This is a genomic window from Epilithonimonas sp. (genome assembly GCF_032054305.1).
Lineage (GTDB): Bacteria > Bacteroidota > Bacteroidia > Flavobacteriales > Weeksellaceae > Epilithonimonas.
Genome location: NZ_DAMBSX010000007.1, coordinates 36,583 through 55,751, shown reverse-complemented (window position 1 = coordinate 55,751; position 19,169 = coordinate 36,583). Strand labels below are relative to the sequence as shown.

Below are 19,169 nucleotides of genomic sequence, written 5' to 3'. Positions count from 1 at the left end.
CCTATTTCTGCCTATGAATGATTTTTCAGAATTCTATAAAACATTAGAAGTGGATAACGGACTTTTGGTCATGTTGATGGTCATGAGCGTCTTTGTAGCCATTTTTCATACATTTATTTTAATCGGATTATATGAAATCAATCTAAAACCAAAATGGCTTTTCTTTGTTCTGAATCCTTTATTGATTGGTCTTTGCTCACTTTATGAAAATAGATTGGCAGCTTTGGTAGCTATTATTCTATTTCTCTCGGTTTTCGTTTTGGGAATTATCGGGATGATTGTTTCTGTCATCAGAGACGGTTACCAAAGTTCAAAGGAAGAAGATGCGCGCCGAAGAAGAATGGGGAAAACGCCACTTCCAATCTGGGAAAAAATTCTTTACACATTTTCGGGATTGTTATTTTTTGGATTTGTATTCACTTTAGGAATCCCTTATTTCATCATTGTCGTATTCATTATTCTTCCGTTTTTAACCTCATTAAAACCAAATAACAAAAAGAGGTTCTACAAATTTCAACGGACGCTTCCGACTTCTAACATTCGTTCGGTTGCGATGGGTTTGGCAGAAATTTCTGGAAATGTCAAGACGATTGAGCCAATGTTTTCAAGAATTAAAACAAAAGAGTGCATCGGATTTCTTTACACGATTGAAAAGGTGACGACTGATGATGAAGGTAAAGATTCTTACTCATTGGAATCTTCGGAAACGATTTGTAAACCATTTTATGTTCAGGATAAATCAGGACAAATTAAAGTGATTACCAACGATATCGAGTTCATTGATTTTGAAATTGATGAGCAATACCAATCCTCAATGAAACGATACACGCAATATCTTCTGAAAGACAATATGGAAGTTTTGCTGATTGGTAAAGTTGGTTTGGCAGAGAATAATGAGCCCGTTTTTCAGAAAGAAGCAATCAAAGATGTGTTCGGGATTTCGCCGGTCGCAAGTGTGGAGAATTACAATACGATGCGACCAATTCTGCAGTCTGCAGGTTATTTCGCTTATTTTTGGGTAATTATCATTGCACTTATTTTTCTGACACCCATTTCAATTAAAAATAATACGATCGTATTTGGAAATATCAATCTTGATTTGCCTTTTCAAAATTCCAAACCTGTGAAATCTGTGACGGATTTTTATGATAATATATACGACAGCTACAAAAAAACAGAACCTGTTGAAAATGAATATAAACAAGACGCTGACAGTGCAGAGGTAACAGTTGCTCCAGCAGAATGAACTTAACAAAAAAATATAAAAACTATGATACAGATTTTCGCTTACGTCATCATCGGATTAGTCGTTTTAGGACTTCTGAACGTAATTGTTTCCACTTACAATAGGCTTGTAATGCTCAAAAATAATGTCGATAAATCATTCGGAAATATCGATGTTCTTCTGAAACAACGCGCAGACGAAATCCCAAATCTCATCAAGGTTGTAAAGGAATCAATGCGGTTTGAAGAATCGATGCTGACAAAATTGACGGAATTGAGAACCAGTTTTCTAAACGCCAATTCTGTTGAGGAAAAAGTAGAGTTGTCTAATAAGATGCAAAATCAGTTAAAATCAATCTTCGCTGTTGCAGAGAATTATCCTGATATCAAAACCAACCAGAATTTCCAATTGCTTCAAGGTCGTGTGTCTCAGATTGAAGATGCTATCGCAGACAGAAGAGAATTTTATAACGAAAGCGTTACCATGTACAATATCGGAATCGCAGAATTCCCGAATTTGCTTCTTGCCAAACCAATGATATACAGCAAAAAGCAATTGCTTCAGATCACCGAACAAGAAAAAAAATACGATGGAGTTACCTTTTGAAATCATCAACATCATCCGAAATATTGATGCGGAACCTGGAACTTTAGTTGCCTTTGCAGCTTTCCATCCTTTCGCATTGATCGTTCTTATTATCCCACTTTGGATCTTAAAAAAGATCGGGCTCTACAAACCTGTTCAGAATTTGAATTTATTTGGCTTCTCCATAGTTGTTATTTTTACAGTTGGCTGGTTACTTGGTTTCGTTTCTCAGATTTTATTGATGTTCGTGGGAGTTTCGGGACTCAAAATGCTGATGATCTATTTTTCCATGTATCTCTGCATCAGTGCTTTTGTTATTGTGAATGCATCAGGTTTGAGGAAAAAGTTCGATCAGGACCAATTGAAAAGGAAACCTGTGAATAGTTGATTATATTTACATCGAGATATAAGTCCCGATAAAATTTCGTTTTTTTGCAAAATCTTATTTTAACAGAAGTATGTCGAAGATTGATGATATCAGGTATTTTTATGATGAAGAAGTTAATGATGCTTTGCTAGGTGTTGCCAAACATCCAATGATGAAAGCGCTTATGCAGTTCACGTTTCCGAACCGGGAAGAAAGTCTTTGGCTTGAAGAATTTAAAAATATCCATTCAATAAATGATTTCCAGAATAGGATCATTTCCTATACTGTTCGTAGGATTCTTGAAAAAAGCTCAGAGGGGCTAAGTACTTCAGGATTTGATAAACTGGATAAAGATACGGCCTATCTTTTCATTTCTAATCATAGAGATATTGTATTGGATACCTCTTTGCTGAATCTGGCTTTGCTGGATAACGGATTGATCCTCACAGCTTCAGCTATTGGAGATAATCTTGTTCAAAAGCCATTTATACATGCTTTGGCAAAATTGACCCGTAATTTTTTGGTACAAAGAGATCTGCCGATTCGTGAACAGTTGAGTAGTTCAAAAATTCTGTCAGAATATATCTATGACCTTTTGAAGAAAGAAAATCGTTCTGTGTGGATGGCACAGCGAGAAGGACGGGCCAAAGACGGAAATGATCTTACACAACAAGGGATACTAAAGATGTTGGCAATGGCTAGTGGAGACATACCGATAACAGATTTTTTTAAAAGTTTGAAAATCGTTCCACTATCGATTTCTTATGAGTATGATCCAACAGATGCTCAGAAAATTCCACAATTGTTAGCAAAGTCGAGAAATGAGGCTTATATAAAAGATGATAATGAAGATTTCAAGACTATCCTGAATGGGGTTTTGGGACAAAAAAAACATATCCACTTGCATGCAGGCAATATCCTTAATGAAGAGTTGGATAACATCGCATTTGAACATGAAAATAAGAACAAGCAGCTTCAGGCGATTGCTCAGGTCATAGACGACTCCATTATAAAAAATTATAAACTTTGGCCCACCAAATATATTGCTTACGACCTTCTTTATGAAAGTGGTCAATATTGTGAGCATTATACGGAAGAGGAGAAGCAATTGTTTCAGCGCAGACTCGAGATGCGTATCAATAGCTTTGACGAGGTTCTTAAAAATAGCTTCCTAAAAATGTACGCTAATCCTGTGATCAACAAAATTCATACAGGCAAATAGATCTTTATTCAATAATAAAATTACATAAAAAGAAAAAGGCAAACCATAATGATTCGCCTTTTCAAACAAAATATAATTGTCTGTTAAGCCTCGATAAACTCCAAAAGGTCTTTATTGATCGTTTCGTGTTCTGTCGTAGGCATTCCGTGAGGGAAACCAGGATAAGTGATCAATTTTCCGTTTTTCAGCAATTTTGCAGATTTGATTGCAGAATTTTCGATTGGAACAATCTGATCATCTTCGCCGTGAAGAACCAAAACAGGAATGTCCACCGCTTTCAGATCTTCTGTAAAATCAGTCTCAGAAAACGCTTTGATTCCGTCATAATGAGCAACAATTCCGCCCATCAATCCTTGTCTCCACCAGTTTCTTTGGATTCCTTCTTTCACATTGGCGCCTTCTCTGTTATAGCCGTAGAAAGGGAAAGTCAAATCAAAATAAAATTGGTTTCTATTGTTCAAGGTTTGGTCTCTGATGTCATCAAAAACAGACATCGGAACACCATCAGGATTGCTTTCACTTTTCACCATTACTGGAGGAACCGCACTGATTAAAACCGCTTTTTTCGCTCTTCCGTTAGAATATTTGTTCACGTAACGGATAACTTCACCACCTCCAGTTGAGTGTCCGATGTGGATAACATCTGTCAATCCAAGGAAATCTACCAATTCCGCTGCGTCAGAAGCATATTGCTCAATCGTGTGGTTATATATATTCTGGCTGGAACGTCCGTGACCTCTTCTGTCGTGAGTAACAACTCTGTAACCTCTCTGCAGGAAGAAAATCACCTGTGCATCCCAATCATCAGAAGATAGTGGCCATCCGTGGTGGAACATTAATACTGGTCCTTCTCCTTGGTCTTTGTAAAAAATCTCTGTTCCGTCTTTTAATTTTAATGTGCTCATAATTTAATTTTTTAATTGTTTGTGATTAATTTATTTGATAATTATTTGTTGTCTTATTTCTTTAGCAAATGTATGGCGGTTAAATCTCTTGGAAATTAATCTAGTTTAATTTCGTCCATTTTATTGAATATTTTTTATTGGGGCAGCTTTATTCGCCTGGAGTTTATCCTGAGCTTGTCGAAGGGCTCCCGCTTTTTTTGTCATTGCGAACGAAGTGAAGCAATCTGTAGAACTTTTAGTCAATCGCAAAGACAAAAAAGAGTTCCGCTCAAGTCGGGCTGCGTGAGATTAGCTGTTTTAAAAAAGCTTAAGTGTATTTATAATACAGTTTAATAAAAACTTATAACAAACTTAAGTGTCAAAAGACTATTGTACCTTTTACGGTTTAACCAACCGCATTTTCCCGTATCAGCTGAAGCAACTCCATCGCACTTCCATTGAATTTTTTATCATTCACGAAAAACGATGGCGTTCCGTTCACTCCGCTCATAACCCCGCTTTCAAAATCCGAATCTACTTTCTCTTCCAATTCTACTTTCCGCAAATCTTTCTCAAACTGTGCAATATTCAGTTTCAATTTCTCTGCCAGTTTCATCAAGAAGTTTTCATTCAGGTCTCCCTGATTTTCATAAATCGCATCGTGCATTTCCCAGAATTTCCCCTGAAGATTGGCGGCTTCTGCTGCAATGGCTGCAATTCTCGCATATTGATGCATTTCCGACAAAGGAAAATTCCTGTAAACAAATTTTACCTGACCTCCGAATTCTTTCATTAACGCTTTCAAAACAGGATAAGCAGCTCCGCAATACGGACATTGATAATCGCCGTATTCTACGATGACCAGATCGGAATTCAAATTTCCTTGTGCATGGTCATTTTTGTTGACTGTTGGTTTTAGTGACATAATTATTTTGTGTTAAGTATTTCTAAAGCTTCCAAAATTCCGTCTGCTCCGGGATTAATGGCAGTAGGAGACAGGTAGCTCCATTCTATGATTCCATCTTTGTTGATGACGAATAACGCTCGTTTGCATTCGCCTTCTTCATCGTCGTAAACACCATATTTTTTTGCAATCTCTCCTTTGGCTTCAAAGTCTGCCAATAATGGAAAATGCAAGTTTCTGGATTGTGAAAATGCAAGATGACACCATTTGCTATCCACAGAGATTCCAAAGAGTTCCGCATCATATTTATGGAAGAACTTCAAAGTTTCGTTATACAAAGCCATTTGGTCGCTGCAAACAGGACTCCAGTCTGCCGGATAAAAAGCTAAGATGACATTTTTTCCTTTAAACTCAGATAAAGTTATTTTCTGGTCTGGCGTCGCAAACAATGTAAAATCGGGAGCAACAGTGCCTTTTTGTAACATAATATTTAGTTTTTTTTGGTTATCGAACTGGGAATTAATCTACTACAAGTTAATAATAAAACGGCAGGTAAAATTAAAGTCCAGTTTACCAATACATTAATTAAGATAGGAGCAAGCGCAGCGCCGGATAAAAATCCCATCCACAAAAGCAGGAGATGAATTGCATTGGCTCTAGACTCCTTCTTCTCATTTCCATCATTGCTCATTGTAAATATTGCGGTATTTCTGGCAAGGCTATTTAAAGTTCCGGTTACGAAATCGGTATTTACCTTTTGATTTCCCACGGTTGTTACAATCGTATTCATTATTCCCATCGCAAAACCAATAATAGCAATCGACGGAATATTACCCACTTGAAAATAGTAATTGAGAAGCGTATAAAGAATCAATATTCCTGAAACAATATAAAAAGCAATGGTTTTGATGTTGCATTTCTTCCATAATGATAAACACGTTCCTGCATAAATTCCTATCAAAAAGCTTACAATGACCATTGCTGATGAAATAATGATTCCAAATTTCTCACTGAAAAAAGCAGTTCCCAATTGCGTGGTGTTTCCACTCATAAAGGAAACGTAGGTTTTCCATTTGATCAATCCGGTTGCGTCTATATATCCTGCGATGAAGGCTAAAAAGATGGCTAATTTCTCCTGTACTTTGATTTCTTCGGAAGACAGAAGAGATTTTTCCGCAATCAAAACCATTATTTTTCAGGTTGAATGAATACTTTTTTTGAAGGGAATTTTTCAATTTCACCTTCTTTCAATCCAAAATTGGTTACTACTATATCTTTCGGATTTCCGGCTAACCATTCGCTTAAATCGATTGATTCATATGTTCCGCTATTAAATCCGATCAAAACTTTGCAAACCGTGTTGCCTGTATTTTTAATGTAATGTCCGGCTCCCATCGGAACATATCCGACATCTCCTGCATGAAACTGCTCAGTAACAATCGTACCTTCCGCCAAGAAAACCGACATCTCAGCCTGTCCGGAAATAAAATACTGCCATTCATCAGCGTTCGGATGCCAGTGCATTTCTCTCAAAGCCCCGGGTTGAAGTTCCAAAACAGAACCTGCCATTGTTTTACTTATTGGGAATTCTTTACTTGTTACCAATCTCTGCAAACCACCTCCGGGAATGATTCTCGGCTGTTGAGAATGCAAAGGATAATGGTGAAGGTTGGTCAATTCTATATCAGATTCTTCTGGTCGAGCAGTGGCATTGAAAGATAATTCATCAGGAACAATTCCCGCAGCAAAATAAGCTTCTTTTTGTGGTAATGCTGCGACTTCTTCAAGAGTTAATCCTAAGTTTTGGGCTGCAATTTCAGGTGGTACACTCGAAACAAAATCTGTAACGCTAAATGTGTGGTCTTCCGAAAAATTACCGTTATCAAAAATTAAAATGAAATGACATTCCTCCGTTCCTGTCGCCTGAATCGAGTGTCCGTACCCTTTTGGGAAATACCAGACATCTCCGGGTTCGAAGTTATCAGTATAGCTTTTTCCATCAGGATGGATAATGGTTGTACGAACCGTTCCGGAAATCACGTAAGCCCATTCTGCAGCGTTGGCGTGCCAGTGCAATTCTCTCATACTTCCCGGCTGTAGTCTCATAGAAACTCCGGCAATGCCGATAGAGGCTGGGAAATCTTTTACAGATGCGCCTCTGGTTGTTCCGCCATCATTGGTGCGAGCTTCTTTTTTCTCTAGTTCGTATTTGAAACTAAGTGATTCGGTATTCATAATTATATTTTTAGATTAAATCAGTTTATGTCTTTATTTCTACTGTAAAGTTACTTCCGAATCAGGCTTTTTTGAGTTCTCATTCGGTGAATGGGCAAAATCACTCGTTGAGTTTTATAATGGATCAGATGATGTTTAATTGAAACAACTTGTTCGGACGAAATGTAAATTGTATTTGGTTTAAAACAGACTCGCTAAAGAAAATGTAAGTTGTGTTTTGGTTTAAACAAGTTGCGGGAAAAAAAGTACAAAGTTGTTTTACTCTAAACAAGTTGCAGGAAATAAAACACAAAGTGGTTTTGTTCTAAACAGATTGCGGGAAACAAAACACAAAGTTGTTTAGTTTTAAAACGGTCGTTTTCTAATAAAAGTAAAATTTATTTGGTTTCAAAACGACAGCAGGAAACAAAACACAAAGTTGTTTAGTTACAAAACGGTCGTTTTTAAATAAAAGTAAAAGTTGTTTTGTCTTAAACAAACCGTGGGAAACTAAATAGAAAGTTATTTGATTTCAAAACGGTTGTTTTTAAATAAAGGTAGAGGTCGTTTTGTCTCAAACCAATCGTGGAAACAAAACACAAAAAATCACTGGAAAACTCCAATGATTTAATAAAATATAATTTATTGATTCTTTAAAAAGGCTGATTGTATTTGCCTGTCAATGCTTTGTTTTCGATGCTTTTTGCAAAGTTTGGCGTTTCCTCGTGGTTGTGAGCATCGGAAGCAGCTTGTCTAGAGGTAGCAGCATCAGTAAGGTTGACATTATGTTCTTTCAGATATTCGAACATTTCCGGAGTTGCCGTTGCGTGAATTTCGTTGGTGTACAAAGTCGTGTTGTCATCAATCTTTGTTGCTTTCAGTTCCCATAAAACCTGAACTTTCGTTCTTCCGTTTTTGGTGATCGAATCTGATATGGATAACATTCTGCAGTAATCCGGACGATAAACAGTTGCCACATAATGCTGAATCATCAAGGCATCGCCTATCGTCTCAACGTTTAAAGAAACCGGTTGTCCATCAAAAGTGGTAGAAATGGCTGCTCCGATGTGTTGTGTTGAGCATCTTTGATATTCCGCATCTGGTAAGTTTAATAACCAATCTGCGATATTAACTTTTTCGATTGGGGCATTGATGATTGCAGTTACACTTGAGTGGGACAATGCATTTTCTGTTGTTTGGAGAATTTCCATAATGTTTAAATTTTTATTGTTTGATTAATTTGATGATGTAAAGCTACAGACAACTAAATGGGAAATCTACCGAAGTTCGGTGAACAGGCGAAAAGTATCGTTAAATCAGTATGATGAAATTTTGTAGCCTGAAATTGTCTGTAAAATAAAAAATCACTGCATTTTTACAGTTATTCTTAGTTATAAATTGAAGGTAATTATATTATTTAAAAAGCCATTTCCTAATCAGTTTCGTATAATTCGGCATCACTACAAAAATGACCAGAAAAACCAGGCAACCAGTGCTTATTAAAGTGTCAGAATAGCGATTGGCAGGGATGCCAAGCTGCCTTAAAAATGGCAACAAAACCAATTGCATCAAAAGTGACAAAGGAAAGATGGCAGACCACGTTGCCAGATATTGCTTCCACCGAACAGGCGTTTTCACATCTGTTTTTTCGCCGTAGAAAAGAAAATCCAGTCCGGATTTGATTTCGTAATTGTCTTTCTTTGTAAACAAAGCATGTGCTTTTTCGATCAATTGTTTTCTGGCATCTGATTCCATCCAGCTTCTGAGATGCTCGATGGTATCAAAACGGATGATAACTGTATAAACAAACGTGAGATTAGGAATCGGGCGAACCATCTGCCAATCGATAAAACCATCTGCATTTTTGGCAATGGGCATGATCTAGTCCAGCCATCTTTCATATTCCGGCTGTTTTCCCTTGAGAATATGATGGGTAATAACAACAGATGCACCCTGGGTTTCCATAATGAAATTGGTTTTAATTAATTCAGTTGCTAATAGATCTCAAAAATAATTTGGCTTCGAAAAAAGATTTCAGCAAAACATCTTTTACTTCTTCCAAAGCCTCTTTTGATGCTGGATTTTCTTGTTGAGTTAATTCCAAAATGTTGAGTTTTTCCTCTAATAGTGGTAGTAATCCCATGATTGCGACACTCGATTTCAAATCGTGCGCTCTTAATTTCATCAGTTTGAAATCTTTGTTATCATACGCTAATTTCAATTCCTGTAAATGACTTGGTACTTTATCCAAAAACTGTTGCGTCACTGTTCTTTCAAAATCTTTATCATCGTTGCTGATGGATTTCATATAGCTAAGTTCTATGAACTCGTAATTAGAAGCGGTTTTTGCAACTTGTGTTTCAGTTTTTTCAGCTTCTTTCAACCCGAAATTGGAGATTAACTTGAATAATTCTTCCTCTTTGATAGGTTTGGAAATGTACTCGTTCATTCCACGGCTCATGCATCTTTCACGTTCGCCAGCCAAAGCGTGTGCAGTCATCGCGATGATTGGAATATCAAGATTCAATTCTTCACGGATTTTTTGAGTGGCGACATAACCATCCATTTGTGGCATCTGGATGTCCATTAAAACCAAATCACAATCATTATTTCTGAGGAATTCTACCGCTTCCAGACCGTTGAAAGCTACAGCGAAATCTATGTTCCATTGGGAAAGAAGATGTTTCATCAGACTTTGGTTAATGACATTATCATCCACAACCAAAACTTTCAATGGAGCGTTAGATTTATCTTTAAAATAATTGGTATCAACTTTCGTAATTACATTAAGTTGTTCTTTAGCGATTGTATAAGGAATGTAAAAATGGAAAGTCGTGCCTTTTCCTTGTTCGCTGATAACTTCGATATCACCATTTTGGAGCTGAATCAAGCTTTTCACAATCGATAAACCAAGTCCGGTTCCGCCATAATTTCTGGTCGTTGAATCTTCGCCTTGATTGAATCTTTCAAAGACTTCAAGGAGTTTTTCTTTATCAATTCCGATTCCTGTGTCAGAAACTTTGAAACCAACAATCACTTCGTTTTCAGTTTGCTGCTTATTGTAAATTTCGATGTTGATATTTCCCTGATGCGTAAATTTGATGGCATTTCCGATGAGGTTGACCAAGATCTGAGTGAGTCTCGTCGCATCACCATTCAAAGTATCAGGAATAGACGAATCTATTTTGCTGGAAATCGTTAATCCTTTTTCTTTAGCCCGTTCCACAAAAAAAGTTTCGACAGAATTTACCAATCCGTTAATGCTGAATATTCCTTTGGTAATGCGCATCATTCCGGCTTCAATTTTTGATAGATCGAGAATATCATTGATAATTGCCATCAGATTTTCTCCAGAACGCTGAATGGAGGAGACGAACTCTTTTGAAGTTTCATCCAAAGGTCTTTTCTCCAAAAGGTTGGTAAAGCCCAAAATTCCGCTCAGAGGCGTTCTTATTTCGTGGCTCATATTGGCGAGGAAATTTTCTTTGGTTTGTGCTGCGACAGAAGCTTTTTTCTCAGCAATATCCAAATCCTGAATCAATAATCTCTGACGTTTAAACTGACGAAGAATGTGATAACCGACAATGGAACCACTTAAAATCAGTAAAATCAATAAAGAAATATCATATAACCTTGCTTTTTGTCCCATGGTCTCGGTCTTTTTGCTGAGGTCAACCATATGAAGTTTTCTGCTTTCGTAGATTTTTGCTGTGATAGAAGTGATCTCATTGGATATTTTTCTGGCTCTGGGATTGGCGATAGATGTGTTGTCATCCATATTTCCAAGAGTGTGATAACGAAGCAATAATTTGTCCTTGGTCGTTTTCTTTTCCATCGCAAGAACGCTCAGTCTGTGAATCAGTTTTTCTTCAACATCGTCTGAATTGTCTTTAGAAAGGGAATCTAGGAAGTTTTCTATCTGACTGATTTTTTGATCGATTCCTTCGAGATGAGTAGTGTCATTGGTTGCTATTGAAGCTCTGATTCTACTTTCAACACCCAGAATGTCACGGTCGATTTCACGCAGATGATTACTCGAACGCAATTCGTTGAGCAGTTTATTGTTATTCTGAATTAGTTCCTTCGTATTTTGAGCTGAATTGATTTGAACCGCTATCAATAGGAGAGAACCCGCAATAAATGTGAGAATGATAAAGTAACTGAATCTTTTGTTGCCCATTACTGAGGATATTTTTTTCATAAGTGAATATGTGCTTTTATAACATATAGTTTGTAATCCCGTAGGAATTTAAACTGTTGAGATTCCTACGGAATGACAAAACACTGTTTTATGACAATATTTTTATACGCTGAATCTGCAGCCCGGCTTGAACGGAAATCCTTTTTTGCTGGTTCTTCAAGTTCTATTTAAACCAAAATTGTTTGCAAAAAAGATTGGGAGTGGAAGACGGAAATAGCTGCCCAAACCTACAAAGTGGTTAGACGTAGTCAAATAAAAATTAAAATTCTAAAAGACATTCATTCTCGTATTGAGTGCTTTTCTGTAAGCATCCGCAACGGGAATGAATTTTCCATTGATCATAATCCCGCCATCCTGAAGCGTGTCTATCTTGCCGACGGAAACGATGTAGGAGCGATGAACTCTGATAAAATTGTCTTTCGGAAGGCGTTCTTCCGCAGTTTTCATTTTGCCGTGGATAGCAAACATTTTTTCCCGAGTGTAGAATTTCACATAATCGCCCATTGCTTCTGCGTAAAAAATATCGTCCAGCTTCAACCGTCTTGTAATATTGGAATCTCTTACGAAAAGGAACTCATCTCTGGTCACTTCTACATTTTCTTTTCTGCTGTCAAGAATTGCCTGAGCTTTACTCACTGCCTGTAAAAACCTTGCAGGCATCACAGGTTTCAGGATATAATCTACGATATTGAGTTCGAAAGCTTCGAGTGCGTATTCTTTGTTCGAGGTCGTGAAAATGATGAGCGTGTCTTTCCCAGAAAGGTTTTTTGTGAGTTCGATACCGGTCATTTCCGGCATTTCGATATCTAGAAAAATCAAATCGACGTGGTTGGACTGCAAGTGGTTGTAAGCATCTATGGCATTAGAAAATTCGTTTTCAATCGTGAGATTGGGAATCTGTTTTGCCAAGTGTGCGAGTGTTGTTCTTGCAATATCGTTATCATCGACGATGAGAGCTTTCATAGGGATAGTTATTTATGGGTTACACAAATATAATTATTCCTTTCTGTTTTTCCCAATTATCTGAAGTATGAACGGATCATCCAAGCCATTTCTTCGTGCGTTTCCATCAATCCTGTGATGAAGTCGCTTGTACCATAATCTTTGAACTCTTCTGCAAAAGGTGTGATGTTTCCTCTTAGAAATTCGATAATGCTTTCGTGGTCACTTAATAAATCTTTCATATAACCTAAACCGTCGTTGGTTCTGTCGCTGTATTCGGTAAGATGGGTTAATTCAAGATAGCTTTTCATTGTGGCAGGAGCGTAATGTCCGATTTTTCGCATACGTTCTGCAACACTGTCTATCAGTTCGTCCAATTGTTTGTATTGCTCTTCAAAAAAAATATGATTGGCATGGAAGTTATCTCCGGTTACGTTCCAATGTGCATTTCTTGTTTTGATATACAATAAAGTTTCATCAGCTAATAGTTTTGCTAATTGTTCTGCAACTGCTTCTGTGTTTTGTTCTGTGATTCCGATTTTTGCTTTCATAATAGTAAGATTTAAGTTGTTCTTTTTTACTGGTGTAAAGTTCGGTTGGAATATTACTGAATTGAGATATTTTTCGTTGAATGGGCAAAATGAATCGTTGAATAAAAATTTTATCAAAGAAAGAGTTTTTACATTTTATTAAAATTTAAGAAGCTTTACTCCAAATGTGAAAAAAATCAATCTTTTTTTGATAATCTTTTAAACCATAATTCCAGGTCTTCATCTGCTGGTATTTGTAATTTGTTTCGGAGATTCTGTCGTCTGTTTCTAACAGTATTTATGGATTTAAAAGTATATAAAGCTATTTCTTTTGTAGTAAATCCCAGGAAAAAATATGCACAGAGTGTTAGCTCTGATATTCTTAATTTGTTGTTTATGGAAAGAATAGCATCTATTACTTCGGGATATGTTTCTTGAAAACGAGTGAAAAACTCAGGATTGTTACTTTTTGCCATAGCAAAGATGTCATCCAATGACCGATTGAGCTTTTGTTCCAGATTTTTTGTGTCTTCTTTGTAACGCAGAGTGATTTCTTCCTTTTGCTGAGTTAATATTTCTTCCTTTTGCGAAGATGTGTTTTCAAGATGTTTCAGTTTTTTTCTTTTTCTACTATACAATCTCCATGATCCTATGGATAAGGATACGATGACAATAGCCAGTGCAATTATTATACGATTGGTTTTTGTGTCTTTTTTTGTGAATTCTGCTTTTTGATCAGAAAGTACGGAGTTGATTATCAGATTAGAGGCGGAAAGCATTTCAGATTTTAGATTGTTTTGAAGTTCAAGCGATTTTAATTTGTACTTTTCTTCTAAGGGCCGATTTCCTAAAAGATGATAGGCATTGCTGATCTTTTGATAAATAGAGGGGATCTCACTTTTTAATTTTGTCTGTTCCGAAATTTCCAATGCTTTTTTGTAGTATATTATAGCTGAATCATTTTCTTTGTTATACATCATCAAATCACCATAGGACTTAAATGTGTATGACAGAAAAGGGTAGTTATGGCCTTTTGCTATTTTGATTGCTTTGGTCAGAAAAGCCCGGGCATCTTTTGGGTTGTCAATAGATATGTAATAATTGCCAAATTCTACATAATTGTTTATAATATTTGGGAGGTATTTTTGTGTATCCAAAGTTTCTAGTATCAATCGACTTTCTTTAAGATAATGGAAAACAGAGTCAGATTTTTCCATAGAATCATAGATCAGGGAGAGATTCTCATTGATCAAAGCTCGGGCTAATTTTTTTTCTGTCTCGGTTTTTGTAAGATCTGGAACAATATTCATTGCTTTTCTGTTTTCTGCAATGGCATTGTTAAATAATTTCATATTGCCGTAAATACGACCACGGATCCGCCTTATTTCAAAATTCAAAGCTTGATCTTTAAGGGTTTCATTTTCCTTTCGAGATTTATCGAGATATTCTAATCCTTGTCTGAATATGTTTAATTCTGCTAAACATTGGCCAATGCGAAAATTTCCTATCGCAATACCACGAGAGTACTTTCTTTGTTCACTTATTTTTAGTGCTTTTTGAGCATATTCTATGCTTTTGGGTAAATTATATTCGAGTGTTTTTATGTAAGAGGAATCTAAGAGTATTTCGATTTCCTTTATTTTTTTTTGCTCATTTTGTGAGAATAAAAGATTAGGAATACAGAAAAATAGATAAAGTAAAGTTTTATTCATAATAATTAAGGACTCCTGGTTTATTCTGATTGACAAAATTAAATATTATAAATTTTTCTGATGTAATGTAATATTAATGATTTAAATTGATAAATATCATTGATTAATTTTAAATATAATTTCTAAAATATATTATTGTTAGAATAAATGAAGTTTTATTTTGTCGAATTGTTTATTATTTATAAAACCACCCTTATCTATATTTTCAAAAGAAAAACTTTGACTTTGTGTGCGTAAACAAAAAAGATTCAGTTGAGGAATATGGCTAAAGGTGGTTTTGATGAAGCTTACAATTAGATTAATTAAAAAAGCTGTAGTTGATTTCAATCAATACTTTTGCATCTTTCCCATCTTAAGGTTTCCAAAAAGACCATACTGTTCCGTTAAAAACAGCCAACTGACGAGATGCCGTGTCATAAGCGATCATTCCCGCAGCTGGATTTATAATATTGAGATGAGGGCTTTCTACTTTAGGAAGGACCATCGCCTTATCTGTGTCTGAAAGCACCAAGATTCCTGGAGTGGGATTCGAAATACCATCAGAGCCTATTACAACTTTTGCAGAAGGGTTCTCACTCAAAGCATCCTGGACATTATTAATTACCTTGCCGGTGTTATCAACACTCAAGTCGAACCAGTTGCCATCTTTGAGATACTTTACTTTTTTTTCGATCAGATCGTAAATAATAGTTCCGTCTACGGCTCCTGCGACCGAAGCTGTAGAAGTGACCCAAGGAAGTAATAAGCCTTTATTTGCTGATCCGAACTCCAAAGAAACAGAATTGTTTGTGACATTGTCCTTCCCGATAGCTACCTGTGAATGAACACAGGTCGCTATGGAAATTGATAATAATATGAATATGTTTTTCATTTTGTGTTAAAATTTTAAATAATTATTATTTGCTTGGGCAAGCTTGGTTTGTCAAGCAATGCCACGCCATGGCAGATGCTCCATCTTTTAGGGTATAAACTTTCAAGCATTTGGCCTCCATATCATACACCATCATTCCTTCTATTGGATCTGGGATTGCATTTAGTTGGGCAGTAGTAGGAATTCTGTTGACCACAAATCCTTTTGTTTTGGCTTCAAGGGCTGTCCAGGCTCCTTTTTGTACCATTGGCCAGTTGTCTTTGTCCTCACTGCCTGCTCTTCCAAGGGCGGAGATTCCGTGTCTTGTTGGTAATCCGGTTCCGGAAATACCTGGTTTGTAGCAAACTGGGTTACATTGATTATTTGTAGATACAGGAATTTCCATATAGTTATTATTGTCATCTCCGTCTACTGCAGCATGGTAAATGTTGATGCCAACGGTTCCATTATAGTTCTGTGCATCATCTATTTCCAATCCTGTTGCCTTCCAAGTAATTATTGTTCCAAAAGGAATGACAGCATCCTGTTTTAAAACTAATTTGAGACTATGGTCTGCTTCTATGTAAGGAGTCTCCCAATATACCACGCCATCACTACTTGTCACCGTCATCTGCAAATTAAAGTTCGTTTCATTATTTACTTCCGTTCTAGTGCCTGGATCATTTGGAACCCGGGTATAAAGAAAACCTGGTAACATGATTGCCATTTCTGACCAGTGATTTGCATTGTTGTAACCTGTCGCGATAGGTCCTGTGAATCCAAAAGATGCGGTTACGGTTACTGTGCCACATGAAGATAAAACCCCACCTGGTTGTACCGAGAGTCCATAGGCAAATGCATCATCTGGCATTTCTACAATATTAGAAAAATCAGATTCAATATATATTTGAGTTGCTGAAGTTGAGTAATCTGGTTCTGCATAATGAATTATAGCTGCTCTGTTATTTGGATTAATTTTATCTATTGATGCTTTGGTTGAATTGATCTGGCTGGTCCATTCATTAGAACTGATTGATCCGGAATTATCCATCGATAAAATAATGTCCGCCCCTTGTGCTTTCACCGAGGTTGATGATAAAAGTATGAGTAAGGGTAGGAATAATATCCTGATCATTATGGAAAGTTTCGTATTTATCATTATTGCGTACTTAGTTTAATTTTATTAATTGATTTTTAACAATGTTGTAGTCCTATTATTGCTAAAATTAGTTTCTCCACCAGAACCATTGATAACCATGGCATCCACATTGTATACCGCATTTTCATTAGAACCATTATGAGTATAGATGGTATTCATAATGAGAGCATTGACTAAGCCTGGTTGTACGATCTTATTTGATGTAATGAAGTAGCCTGTTGCATTCTCGGTAATTGTCCATCCTGTTTGGTTCAAATTTCCTATTGTTAAAGTTCCGGCTTGAGGTTTATAAATAAAATAGGTAATTGTTGTTTCATCAGTACCACCTGTTCCAATATTTGAAAAAGTGTAAGTTATATTACTTGTCCCACCCATGTTTATGGTTGCAGGATTAGCACGTATGCCTATCGTGAGATCTGGACTTCCGGCAGGGCCACACGTATTGATTGCAACTGTAACAGGATTCGAAGCCAAAGAGTAGCATCCATTTTCATAGTAAAATGCGTAATATGTGCCAGTGCCCGCTTGTGTTATCTGAGTACCTGAAAGTGGAGTACCTGAATGGTTGTTGTTGGTAAACCATCTTATAGATGAAGCTCCCGGAGTAGTTCCGGTATGTGCATTACTTAAGTCAACAGTCATTAGAGGACATGAATTAGTAAGATTCTGTACTGATGGTTTTGAATTTTCTACCGGACAAGTTGGTTCACAGCTGTTTATTGTTACTATAACAGGACTTGAAGCATTGCTGTAGCATCCACTTATTGAACTATAATAGAACGCATAATATGTTCCTGCACCAGCTTGTGTAACCTGAGTTCCTGACAGTGCTGTCCCTGTATGTGCGCTATTGGTAAACCAAACTACAGATGTCCCTGATGGCGCAGTTCCTGTATGGGCTGTATTAAGGTCTGCATATGTGACAGGACAAGAATATGATAGATTTTTGACAGTTGGAGCTGTAAGTGTAGGATTGGCAACTATAACAGCGTTCGATGCGGAGCTGTAACAATTTCCCGTACTGCTGTAATAGAACGCATAATATGTTCCTGCACCAGCTTGTGTAACCTGAGTTCCTGACAATGCCGTTCCTGTATGTGCATTATTGGTGAACCAAACTACAGATGTCCCTGACGGCGCAGTTCCTGTATGGGCTGTATTAAGGTTTATAGAACTGTTAGGACATGAATATGAAAGATTCTGAACAGGAGGAGCCGCAATGACAGTATTCGTAACCGTGACAATGTTGGATGAAGAGCTGTAACAATTTCCCGTGCTACTGTAATAGAACGCATAATATTTTCCTGCGCCAGCTTGTGTAACCTGAGTACCAGATAGGGCAGTTCCTGCATGTGTACTATTTTTAAACCAAACTAGGGATGTCCCCGATGGCGCAGTTCCTGTATGGGCTGTGTTAAGATCTACATATGTCGCAGGACAAGAATATGATAGATTTTTGACAGGTGGAGCTGTGAGTGTAGGGTTTGTTATAATAACGGAATTTGAAACTGGGCTGTAACATCCATTTGTACTGTCATAGTAAAATGCATAATAAGTTCCTGCACCAGCTTGTGTAACTTGAGTTCCGGAAAGTGCTGTTCCTATATGTGTACTATTGGTGAACCAAACTAAGGAAGCTCCGGATGGAGTAGTTCCTGTGTGCGCAGTGTTAAGATTTATATAAGAGGTAGGACATGAGTATGATATATTTTTAACAGATGGAGCCAAAGTTCCAGCTGTACAAGAGGGTTTTATTGATACTCCACATATTGCCATAAGTGACCCTGCTAGGCCGCCATTTCCATTAATAGTTAAACTGGTATAGGCAGTAGGCGCTGATATTTTAAACAATCCACCGCCACCGCCACTTGTTCCGCTTGTATCAAGAGGAGCGCCTGCACCAGAATAAATAGTGTTTCCACTTATGGTAGAATAACAATTTGTTCCAGCTGTAATTTTGACCGTACCTCCATTGGAATTAAATACAAAATTCTCATTATATGAAGAGAATCCTCCTGTTCCTGTAGCAGTCAGAACAACAACTAGGTCATTAACAGGTTTATTGAAATTTAACTTGACACTCCAAGGGCTGTATGCTGTTGGATTCCATAGATCTCCTGTGCCTACAATTAATGAATTATTAGAGGTGGTAACTGATCCGGAACAACTGGACCAAGCTCCATAGGTGTAATTTTGAACATCACCCGTATAAGTGCTGGTAACAGTTACTCCATTTATAACAACAGATCCCGATCTGGGTATATTAGTCGTTCCGCCACTACATGTTACCTGTGCATTACCAGTTATGCTAGATAAAAAGAAAAGTAGTAGTACGATTATTTTTGTGTTTTTTAATATTATTTTCATGTCTTTT

Annotated in this window: 18 protein-coding genes; 4 read left to right on the top strand and 14 right to left on the bottom strand. The window is 36.9% G+C overall.

All coding sequences use genetic code 11. The features are described 5' to 3' along the window. Positions 1-13 precede the first annotated feature (13 nt). The 4 genes from RTX21_RS15665 to RTX21_RS15650 all read left to right on the top strand — a co-directional run bounded on the left by RTX21_RS15665 (position 14) and on the right by RTX21_RS15650 (position 3,399). Positions 14-1,246, top strand: a complete 1,233-nt coding sequence (locus tag RTX21_RS15665; RefSeq protein ID WP_312769066.1) for a hypothetical protein — start codon at positions 14-16, stop codon at positions 1,244-1,246. 24 nt (positions 1,247-1,270) lie between these two features. Next, complete coding sequence (locus tag RTX21_RS15660) at positions 1,271-1,831, top strand: LemA family protein (RefSeq protein ID WP_312769064.1); 561 nt, start codon at positions 1,271-1,273, stop codon at positions 1,829-1,831. Continuing rightward, complete coding sequence (locus RTX21_RS15655) at positions 1,815-2,198, top strand: hypothetical protein (RefSeq protein WP_312769062.1); 384 nt, start codon at positions 1,815-1,817, stop codon at positions 2,196-2,198. Before RTX21_RS15660 ends, RTX21_RS15655 begins: the two co-directional genes overlap by 17 nt. Positions 2,199-2,268: 70 nt before the next feature. After that, positions 2,269-3,399, top strand: coding sequence for a 1-acyl-sn-glycerol-3-phosphate acyltransferase (locus RTX21_RS15650; protein WP_312769059.1), 1,131 nt, complete (start codon positions 2,269-2,271; stop codon positions 3,397-3,399). Positions 3,400-3,482: 83 nt separating this feature from the next. Here the strand turns inward: RTX21_RS15650 and RTX21_RS15645 are convergent, their stop codons facing one another. From RTX21_RS15645 to RTX21_RS15580, 14 genes are all read right to left on the bottom strand, one after another. Next, the gene (locus tag RTX21_RS15645) at positions 3,483-4,304 is read right to left on the bottom strand and encodes an alpha/beta hydrolase (protein WP_312769057.1); all 822 of its coding nucleotides are present in this window, start codon (positions 4,302-4,304) and stop codon (positions 3,483-3,485) included. Between the two features lie 385 nt (positions 4,305-4,689). Next, the gene (locus tag RTX21_RS15640) at positions 4,690-5,208 is read right to left on the bottom strand and encodes a thioredoxin domain-containing protein (RefSeq protein WP_312769056.1); all 519 of its coding nucleotides are present in this window, start codon (positions 5,206-5,208) and stop codon (positions 4,690-4,692) included. A 2-nt stretch (positions 5,209-5,210) separates the two neighbouring features. After that, a complete protein-coding gene (locus RTX21_RS15635; protein WP_312769054.1) occupies positions 5,211-5,672 on the bottom strand; it encodes a redoxin domain-containing protein in 462 nt (153 codons plus the stop codon). 5 nt (positions 5,673-5,677) lie between these two features. Next, a complete protein-coding gene (locus tag RTX21_RS15630; protein ID WP_312769052.1) occupies positions 5,678-6,376 on the bottom strand; it encodes a YoaK family protein in 699 nt (232 codons plus the stop codon). Further along, positions 6,376-7,422 carry a cupin domain-containing protein gene (locus RTX21_RS15625; RefSeq protein WP_312769051.1) on the bottom strand — a complete coding sequence of 349 codons (1,047 nt, stop codon included), beginning with the start codon at positions 7,420-7,422 and terminating at the stop codon, positions 6,376-6,378. Before RTX21_RS15625 ends, RTX21_RS15630 begins: the two co-directional genes overlap by 1 nt. Before the next feature lie 632 nt (positions 7,423-8,054). Beyond that, positions 8,055-8,612: a hypothetical protein gene (locus RTX21_RS15620; RefSeq protein ID WP_312769050.1), complete on the bottom strand. Its 558-nt coding sequence runs from the start codon at positions 8,610-8,612 to the stop codon at positions 8,055-8,057. A 202-nt stretch (positions 8,613-8,814) separates the two neighbouring features. Continuing rightward, positions 8,815-9,279 (bottom strand): antibiotic biosynthesis monooxygenase, encoded by a 465-nt coding sequence (locus RTX21_RS15615; RefSeq protein ID WP_312769049.1) that lies wholly within the window; start codon positions 9,277-9,279, stop codon positions 8,815-8,817. Positions 9,280-9,388: 109 nt separating this feature from the next. Next, positions 9,389-11,602 (bottom strand): ATP-binding protein, encoded by a 2,214-nt coding sequence (locus tag RTX21_RS15610; protein ID WP_312769047.1) that lies wholly within the window; start codon positions 11,600-11,602, stop codon positions 9,389-9,391. A gap of 267 nt (positions 11,603-11,869) precedes the next feature. Continuing rightward, entirely contained in the window at positions 11,870-12,565 is a 696-nt protein-coding gene (locus tag RTX21_RS15605) for a LytTR family DNA-binding domain-containing protein (RefSeq protein WP_312769045.1), read from the bottom strand. Between the two features lie 56 nt (positions 12,566-12,621). After that, entirely contained in the window at positions 12,622-13,095 is a 474-nt protein-coding gene (locus tag RTX21_RS15600) for a DNA starvation/stationary phase protection protein (RefSeq protein ID WP_312769040.1), read from the bottom strand. Positions 13,096-13,271: 176 nt separating this feature from the next. Further along, positions 13,272-14,786: a hypothetical protein gene (locus RTX21_RS15595; RefSeq protein WP_312769038.1), complete on the bottom strand. Its 1,515-nt coding sequence runs from the start codon at positions 14,784-14,786 to the stop codon at positions 13,272-13,274. 352 nt (positions 14,787-15,138) lie between these two features. Further along, a complete protein-coding gene (locus RTX21_RS15590; protein WP_312769037.1) occupies positions 15,139-15,657 on the bottom strand; it encodes a hypothetical protein in 519 nt (172 codons plus the stop codon). Positions 15,658-15,682: 25 nt separating this feature from the next. After that, entirely contained in the window at positions 15,683-16,771 is a 1,089-nt protein-coding gene (locus RTX21_RS15585) for a hypothetical protein (RefSeq protein ID WP_312769036.1), read from the bottom strand. Between the two features lie 48 nt (positions 16,772-16,819). Next, positions 16,820-19,162 (bottom strand): hypothetical protein, encoded by a 2,343-nt coding sequence (locus RTX21_RS15580; protein ID WP_312769035.1) that lies wholly within the window; start codon positions 19,160-19,162, stop codon positions 16,820-16,822. Between the last annotated feature and the right edge of the window lie 7 nt (positions 19,163-19,169).

Bases quoted from the DNA above. Each gene is read 5' to 3' on its own strand.
- RTX21_RS15580 (WP_312769035.1), bottom strand. From the start codon at position 19,162: ATGAAAATAATATTAAAAAACACAAAAATAATCGTACTACTACTTTTC.
- RTX21_RS15600 (WP_312769040.1), bottom strand. From the start codon at position 13,095: ATGAAAGCAAAAATCGGAATCACAGAACAAAACACAGAAGCAGTTGCA.
- RTX21_RS15605 (WP_312769045.1), bottom strand. From the start codon at position 12,565: ATGAAAGCTCTCATCGTCGATGATAACGATATTGCAAGAACAACACTC.
- RTX21_RS15640 (WP_312769056.1), bottom strand. From the start codon at position 5,208: ATGTCACTAAAACCAACAGTCAACAAAAATGACCATGCACAAGGAAAT.
- RTX21_RS15595 (WP_312769038.1), bottom strand. From the start codon at position 14,786: ATGAATAAAACTTTACTTTATCTATTTTTCTGTATTCCTAATCTTTTA.
- RTX21_RS15590 (WP_312769037.1), bottom strand. From the start codon at position 15,657: ATGAAAAACATATTCATATTATTATCAATTTCCATAGCGACCTGTGTT.
- RTX21_RS15650 (WP_312769059.1), top strand. From the start codon at position 2,269: ATGTCGAAGATTGATGATATCAGGTATTTTTATGATGAAGAAGTTAAT.
- RTX21_RS15615 (WP_312769049.1), bottom strand. From the start codon at position 9,279: ATGCCCATTGCCAAAAATGCAGATGGTTTTATCGATTGGCAGATGGTT.
- RTX21_RS15660 (WP_312769064.1), top strand. From the start codon at position 1,271: ATGATACAGATTTTCGCTTACGTCATCATCGGATTAGTCGTTTTAGGA.
- RTX21_RS15630 (WP_312769052.1), bottom strand. From the start codon at position 6,376: ATGGTTTTGATTGCGGAAAAATCTCTTCTGTCTTCCGAAGAAATCAAA.
- RTX21_RS15625 (WP_312769051.1), bottom strand. From the start codon at position 7,422: ATGAATACCGAATCACTTAGTTTCAAATACGAACTAGAGAAAAAAGAA.
- RTX21_RS15645 (WP_312769057.1), bottom strand. From the start codon at position 4,304: ATGAGCACATTAAAATTAAAAGACGGAACAGAGATTTTTTACAAAGAC.
- RTX21_RS15655 (WP_312769062.1), top strand. From the start codon at position 1,815: ATGGAGTTACCTTTTGAAATCATCAACATCATCCGAAATATTGATGCG.
- RTX21_RS15610 (WP_312769047.1), bottom strand. From the start codon at position 11,602: ATGAAAAAAATATCCTCAGTAATGGGCAACAAAAGATTCAGTTACTTT.
- RTX21_RS15635 (WP_312769054.1), bottom strand. From the start codon at position 5,672: ATGTTACAAAAAGGCACTGTTGCTCCCGATTTTACATTGTTTGCGACG.
- RTX21_RS15585 (WP_312769036.1), bottom strand. From the start codon at position 16,771: ATGATCAGGATATTATTCCTACCCTTACTCATACTTTTATCATCAACC.
- RTX21_RS15665 (WP_312769066.1), top strand. From the start codon at position 14: ATGAATGATTTTTCAGAATTCTATAAAACATTAGAAGTGGATAACGGA.
- RTX21_RS15620 (WP_312769050.1), bottom strand. From the start codon at position 8,612: ATGGAAATTCTCCAAACAACAGAAAATGCATTGTCCCACTCAAGTGTA.